General features: G+C 58.7%; 6 protein-coding genes and 1 pseudogene. 2 read left to right on the top strand and 5 right to left on the bottom strand.

From position 1 onward, the window contains the following. Both A3754_RS28535 and ilvC read right to left on the bottom strand, forming a co-directional pair. Positions 1–200, bottom strand: a pseudogene (locus tag A3754_RS28535) (hypothetical protein); the annotation flags it as partial. Next, positions 158–1,174, bottom strand: coding sequence for a ketol-acid reductoisomerase (ilvC, locus tag A3754_RS11235; RefSeq protein WP_063519755.1), 1,017 nt, complete (start codon positions 1,172–1,174; stop codon positions 158–160). The gene ilvC and the pseudogene A3754_RS28535, both read right to left, overlap by 43 nt. A 157-nt stretch (positions 1,175–1,331) precedes the next feature. Between ilvC and ilvY the strand changes: the two genes are divergently transcribed. Then, complete coding sequence (gene ilvY / locus A3754_RS11240; RefSeq protein WP_063519753.1) at positions 1,332–2,219, top strand: HTH-type transcriptional activator IlvY; 888 nt, start codon at positions 1,332–1,334, stop codon at positions 2,217–2,219. Between the two features lie 89 nt (positions 2,220–2,308). Here ilvY and ilvN read toward each other — a convergent pair whose 3' ends face one another. Both ilvN and A3754_RS11250 read right to left on the bottom strand, forming a co-directional pair. After that, entirely contained in the window at positions 2,309–2,800 is a 492-nt protein-coding gene (gene ilvN / locus A3754_RS11245; protein ID WP_039926852.1) for an acetolactate synthase small subunit, read from the bottom strand. Beyond that, the gene (locus tag A3754_RS11250; RefSeq protein WP_063519756.1) at positions 2,800–4,521 is read right to left on the bottom strand and encodes an acetolactate synthase 3 large subunit; all 1,722 of its coding nucleotides are present in this window, start codon (positions 4,519–4,521) and stop codon (positions 2,800–2,802) included. The genes ilvN and A3754_RS11250 overlap by 1 nt, the downstream gene beginning before the upstream one ends. Before the next feature lie 485 nt (positions 4,522–5,006). Here A3754_RS11250 and A3754_RS11255 point away from each other — a divergent pair, with 485 nt between their 5' ends. Further along, entirely contained in the window at positions 5,007–5,468 is a 462-nt protein-coding gene (locus tag A3754_RS11255) for a DUF4124 domain-containing protein (RefSeq protein WP_063519754.1), read from the top strand. An 87-nt stretch (positions 5,469–5,555) separates the two neighbouring features. On the opposite strand, the gene A3754_RS28725 is transcribed toward A3754_RS11255, so the two are convergent. Next, positions 5,556–5,715: hypothetical protein (locus A3754_RS28725; RefSeq protein ID WP_156496954.1), on the bottom strand; the 160-nt coding region annotated here is incomplete at its 5' end.

Consider the following 5,715-nt stretch of genomic DNA (forward strand, 5'->3'; position numbering starts at 1 on the left):
GCTTCCACAACCTCAAAGGTTTCCGGCGTATCCGTCGCTGTTGTCTTGTCGTTATCCTGCATGGTTATCCACCCATTAATGATGGCGCTAGTGTAACGCAGTGCCCCCAAACAAAAAACGCGGCCGAAGCCGCGTTTTTTGGGAGCGTCACAAAAGCTTAGTTCTTGCTCTTGTCCACGATCTGGTTGGCCTGGATCCACGGCATCATGCCACGCAGCTTCTCACCCACCTGCTCGATGGGATGCGCCGCATTGTTGCGACGGGCCGCCGTCATGGACGGGTAGTTGTGCGCGCCTTCCGCGATGAACATTTTGGCGTACTCGCCGCTCTGGATGCGCTTGAGCGCATTGCGCATGGCCGCACGGGACTCGTCGTTGATCACTTCCGGCCCGGTCACGTACTCACCATACTCCGCGTTGTTGGAGATGGAGTAGTTCATGTTGGCGATGCCGCCTTCGTACATCAAGTCAACGATCAGCTTCAGCTCGTGCAGACACTCGAAGTACGCCATTTCCGGGGCATAGCCCGCTTCGGTCAGGGTTTCGAAGCCCGCTTTCACCAGCTCAACCGCGCCACCACACAGGACTGCTTGCTCACCAAACAGGTCGGTTTCAGTCTCGTCCTTGAAGGTGGTTTCGATGATGCCGGTGCGGCCGCCGCCCACGCCGCAGGCGTAGGACAGAGCCAGCTCTTTGGCGCTACCGGACGCATCCTGGAAGATCGCGATCAGGTCAGGAATACCGCCACCTTTGGTGAACTCGGTACGTACGGTATGGCCCGGCGCTTTCGGGGCGATCATGATCACGTCCAGATCGGCACGCGGCACAATCTGGTTGTAATGGATGGCAAAACCGTGGGCGAAGGCCAGGGTTGCACCTTCTTTCAGGTTCGGCTCGATGTCGGACTTGTACAGCTGCGCCTGGAATTCGTCAGGCGTAAGCACCATTACCACGTCCGCAGCAGCAACAGCAGACGGCACGTCAGTCACGCTGAGGCCATGGGCTTCGGCTTTGGCGATGGATGTGGAGCCAGTGCGCAGCCCGACAACAACGTCTACACCGGAATCTTTCAGGTTGCAGGCGTGGGCATGGCCCTGGGAGCCGTAACCCAGGATAGCCACTTTCTTGCCCTGGATGATGGAAAGGTCGCAATCCTTGTCGTAATACACTTGCATGCTCATAGCTCTGGCTCTTTTCAAGTAGGAAAAAGGGTAGAGGCCCGGTACGCGCTACGCACCTGCCTGATGGGCGGGTACTGTAGGGGATTCACCACATTGCGTAAAATGATATATTTGAAACATTGCATTCCAATTACTGCAACATGGCAGCCCTATGGATACCAAGCCCCTGCGTCTGTTCCTCACTCTGGCCGACACCCTGCATTTCGGCCGCGCCAGCGCCATGTGTCATGTGAGCCCCTCCACTCTGAGCCGCACGGTGCAACAACTGGAGAATGAACTGGGCGCCCCGCTCTTCTACCGGGATAATCGCAGCGTCACCCTTACCCGGGAGGGGCAACGTTTCCAGGAATATGCCCGCGACACCCTGACGCAATGGGATAATCTGCGCCATGCCCTGCAGGAAGACCGGCGGGTACTGCAAGGGGAGCTGAGTCTGTATTGCTCGGTCACCGCCAGCTACAGCTTCCTCTATGACATTCTCAGCAGCTTCCGGCATCAGTACCCACGTATCGAGCTCAAGCTACACACCGGCGACCCGGCCCAGGCCGTTCACCGTGTCCAGCAGGGCGAGGAAGACATCGCCATCGGTGCCCGTCCTGACCACCTGCCCGCCAGCACCGCCTTTCGCCCCATCGCCCGCTCCCCCCTGCTCTTTATAGGCCCGGCCAGTCAACCACAGCTGGCAGAGCGACTGGGCGGCAATGCGAACAGGACGGCCTGGGAAGACATTCCCATGATTCTCTCCGAAGAAGGCCTGGCCCGGGAGCGCACCGACCGCTGGTTCCGACAGCTTGGCGTCAAGCCCCGTATTTATGCCCAGGTCAGCGGCAACGAGGCCATCGTCAGCATGGTGAGCCTGGGTTTCGGGGTGGGAGTGGTACCGAAGATCGTACTGGATAACAGCCCGCTGTCGGCACGCATTCGGCCGCTGGATGTGCAGCCAGCGCTGGCGCCTTATGAAGTGGGACTGTTCACCCAGGAACGACGCCTCGAAGAACCACTGATCAACGCGTTCTGGTCGCAGGTCAGTGACGCCTGACACCGAAAGGCCCGATGCCTGACACTTAAAACCAGCCGCTCCGAAGAGCGGCTTTTTCATCTGGCATCTAGCGTCAGGCGTCGAGCTTTCTACAAGCTCAACACCTTCTCGCCGCGCGCAATGCCGGACACGCCGGAACGGACCACTTCCAGCACCTGGGTTTCCCCGATGGCGCCGATAAAGGCGTCCAGCTTGTCCGAAGCGCCGGTGAGCTGAATAGTGTAGACCGTGCTGGTCACATCCACGATCTGGCCACGGAAAATATCCACGGACCGCTTCACCTCAGCACGCTGAGCGCCGGTGGCCTTCACCTTGATCAGCATCAGCTCGCGCTCGATGTGCGGACCTTCGGTGAGATCCACCAGCTTGACCACCTCGATCAGCTTGTTCAGGTGCTTGGTGATCTGCTCGATTTTCAGATCATTACCGAAGGTGGTCAGCGTCAGGCGAGACAAGGTGCTGTCTTCGGTGGGCGCCACCGACAGGGTTTCGATGTTGTAACCCCGCTGGGAGAACAGACCGATTACCCGGCTCAGTGCGCCCGGCTCATTTTCCATCAGGATAGAAATAATTCGACGCATCAGGTCCGCTCCGTCTTGCTCAGCCACATGTCGCGCATGGAACCGTCTGCAATCTGCATCGGGTATACGTGCTCGGTGGGGTCAACATAAATATCCATGAATACCAGACGATCCTTCAGGGCAAAGGCTTCCTCCATGGCCCCGTCCAGATCCTCAATCCTGGTGATCTTCATGCCCACATGGCCATAGGCCTCGGCCAGCTTGACGAAGTCCGGCAGGGACTCCATGTAGGACTGGCTATGGCGGCCACCGTACTGCATGTCCTGCCACTGACGAACCATGCCCAGCGCCTGGTTATTGATGTTAATGACCTTCACCGGCAAACCATACTGCAGGCAGGTGGACAGCTCCTGGATATTCATCTGAATGGAGCCTTCACCGGTCACACAGGCAACTGTTGCTTCCGGGAACGCAAACTGCACGCCCATGGCCGCCGGCAGGCCGAAGCCCATGGTGCCCAGGCCACCGGAGTTGATCCAGCGACGCGGCTTGTCGTACTGGTAATACTGAGCCGCAAACATCTGGTGCTGACCCACGTCGGAGGTCACATAGGCATCACCTTTGGTGGCCTTGTACAACGCCTGGACCACCTGCTGGGGCTTCATGGGACCGTCTTCGTTGGTCTCATACCGCATGCCATGCACTTTGCGCCAGCCGTCGATTTCTTCCCACCAGCGCTCCAGCGCCTTGCGGTCCGGCTCGCCGCCGTGCTCGTCCAGCGCCGCCAGCATCTCTTCCAGCACCTGTTGCACCGGGCCCACAATGGGAATGTGCGCCATGATGTTCTTGGAGATGGTCGCCGGGTCGATATCGATATGAATGATCTTGGCGCCCGGACAGAACTTCTTCACGTTGTTGGTCACCCGGTCGTCCAGACGGGCGCCCACCGCCAGAATCACATCGGAGCTGTGCATGGTCATGTTGGCTTCGTAGGTGCCGTGCATGCCCAACATGCCCACGTTCTGACGATCCGTGCCGGGGAAGCCGCCCAGCCCCATCAAGGTATTGGTCACCGGGAAGTTGAGGCGATGGGCCAGCTGGGTCAGCAGCTCGCTGCCCTCGCCCTGCACCACGCCGCCACCGGCGTAAATCACCGGGCGCTTGGCTTTCATCAGCTCGTCCAGCGCCTTGCGGATCTGGCCGGAATGACCACGGCTGACCGGAGAGTAGGAGCGCATCTTCACTTTCTTGGGATATTCGTAAGGATTCTTGACGTTCGGCGCCGTCTGATCCTTGGGAATATCCACCAGCACCGGACCAGGGCGGCCAGTGGTAGCGATGTAGAACGCTTTCTTCATGATTTCCGGAATGTCTTTGGCGTCACGGACCATGAAGCTGTGCTTCACCACCGGACGGGACACACCAATCATGTCGGTTTCCTGGAAGGCGTCATCGCCAATCCAGTCAGAGCGAACCTGACCAGACAAAACCACCATGGGAATCGAGTCCATGAAAGCGGTGGCCAGGCCGGTAATGGCGTTGGTAGCGCCAGGCCCGGAGGTCACCATGACCACGCCGGGCTTGCCGGTGGCACGGGCATAGCCGTCCGCCGCATGGGTGGCCGCCTGCTCGTGACGAACCAGAATGTGGCTGACAGAGTCCTGCTGGAACAATGCATCGTAAATGTGCAGTACGGACCCTCCGGGATACCCGAAGATGTACTCCACTCCCTCGTCTTGCAGCGCACGGACCACCATTTCCGCGCCGGATAACATTTCCACGGTTGCTACCTCAAATTTGAATGCATACAACCCACTGCCACGCAGCGGGACGGTGTTCTGGCAGACCGTTGAACAGCCTGCGAGCTTGCTGCCTGCGGATTAAAGCACCGTATTTGGATGCTCTGGGGTCTTGTCGGAGGTGGCCGACACAGACGCAGGCAGAGAGACGATTCTGGAGGCGCTGTCTGGATAGGGGGAAAACAGATGGAGTCATCCCACTTTGAAAACAGAAACCTCCGGAGGCTCCCACAGCGGGACGAGAGTGCAGTGATACTGCTGGCAGGACATCGCGGTAACGGTGCCCCGGGTCCCGGCCTCACACACGCCGGTAAGCGAATGCGGGTCCCGATCTCCGGAAAGCCATAATTTTGGCAGAAATGTGCGGCCAATCAAAGCCCTTGATCGACTTTAGGTTGCAGAAAATCCCCTTATCACGTCATGCTAAAGTCTGATGGATCAACCGAAATCATAAGAAGACTGACACCATGACAAAATTCAGCCTGTTTCTCGGGGGCGCACTGCTTGCCATTTCCAGCCTGAGCCCGGCGGCCAAGTTCTACAAATGGGTGGATGACAAGGGCGTCACCCATTACGACGCCCAGCCACCGCAGGGCGTAAACGCCTCTGAAGTAAACACCCGGGCCAATGCCAGTTCCGATCAAAGCGAGGCGATTGAGGCCCTTGAGGCCAAGCGCAACGCGGCACAAAAAGCCAAAGAAGCCGCAGCAACCCAGGCCAAAGAAGAGCAACGCTTAAAAACGGAACCGGATGCCGTCGCCCAGGAGCGCTGCGAACAACACCGCAAGAACCTGGAAACACTGACAAACAAACCTACCGTGCGGCGCAAGAACCCGGAGACCGGCGAAATGGAAGTGCTGGATCAGGAAGCCAGAGACAAAATGGTGGAAGACACCCGCAGCGCGCTGGAAAAGTGCGAGGCTCGCTAAGGGCGCGTCTGCCGGCAGTCACTGCGCCAATAAAAAACCGCCGACATCGATGTCGGCGGTTTTTGTTTACAGACGACTTCCCTCAATTTAACGCTTGAAGGTAAACCGCTCGTCTTCCACGTCCACGTGAACGGTATCTCCGGGAAGGTATTCACCCCTCAGTAGCGATTGCGCCAGCGGATTTTCCAGCTGCTGCTGGATGGCCCGCTTGAGCGGCCGCGCCCCATAGACCGGGTCGAAACCAGCG

The organism is Alcanivorax sp. HI0083 (assembly GCF_001635175.1).

What these genes read in the sequence shown, in the direction of transcription:
- ilvC (WP_063519755.1), bottom strand. Translation starts at nt 1,174, where the DNA reads ATGCAAGTGTATTACGACAAGGATTGCGACCTTTCCATCATCCAGGGC.
- ilvY (WP_063519753.1), top strand. Translation starts at nt 1,332, where the DNA reads ATGGATACCAAGCCCCTGCGTCTGTTCCTCACTCTGGCCGACACCCTG.
- ilvN (WP_039926852.1), bottom strand. Translation starts at nt 2,800, where the DNA reads ATGCGTCGAATTATTTCTATCCTGATGGAAAATGAGCCGGGCGCACTG.
- A3754_RS11255 (WP_063519754.1), top strand. Translation starts at nt 5,007, where the DNA reads ATGACAAAATTCAGCCTGTTTCTCGGGGGCGCACTGCTTGCCATTTCC.